Below are 477 nucleotides of genomic sequence, written 5' to 3'. Positions count from 1 at the left end.
GGGTGGGCCTCGCGTGAGCGAGGGGCGGGAAAGGGGAGCGCCGGATCCGGCATCGTCGCTCCCCTCTCCCGACCCGCTTCGCGGGCCACCCTCCCCCGCAGAGGGGGGAGGGAAAAGCGGTTCCTGCGATCGCCGTTCGGGGTGGGCGGATGCGAAAGCCGTTCCAGAAGAATGGCGTTCTGCGGAACGCGCCCGTTGCAACCCCCGAAGGTCCGCCGCGTCATGCCCGGGCGGAGCATCCTCGATCTCCCGCAGCCCGAAGGCGCGCAGATCCACGTCGAAGGCGAGGCGCTCGGTGAGCGCGCTCGGCGGCGCCTCGTCGTCGAGCCCCTCGTCGAGCAGCACCAGGCCGAAGCGGGCGGGCCGCGTCTCGCAGAAACCGTCGCGCGCGACCGTGATCGTGCCGGTGTCGAGCGCCGCGGCGAGACGAGCCGCCGTGCCGGGCGACAGGCGCTCGGCCATCGGCACGATCACGGT

The 477-nt window shown here is 73.2% G+C and carries 1 pseudogene; it reads right to left on the bottom strand.

The window, feature by feature from the left end:
• A pseudogene (gene bchD / locus FV223_RS32330) lies at positions 1–462 on the bottom strand (magnesium chelatase ATPase subunit D); the annotation flags it as partial.
• Positions 463–477: the final 15 nt, after the last annotated feature.

Origin of the sequence: Methylobacterium sp. WL116, assembly GCF_008039455.1 — a bacterium.
GTDB lineage: Bacteria > Pseudomonadota > Alphaproteobacteria > Rhizobiales > Beijerinckiaceae > Methylobacterium.
The sequence above is the reverse complement of the archived record's forward strand: the minus strand, read 5'-3'. Positions and strand labels throughout refer to the sequence as shown.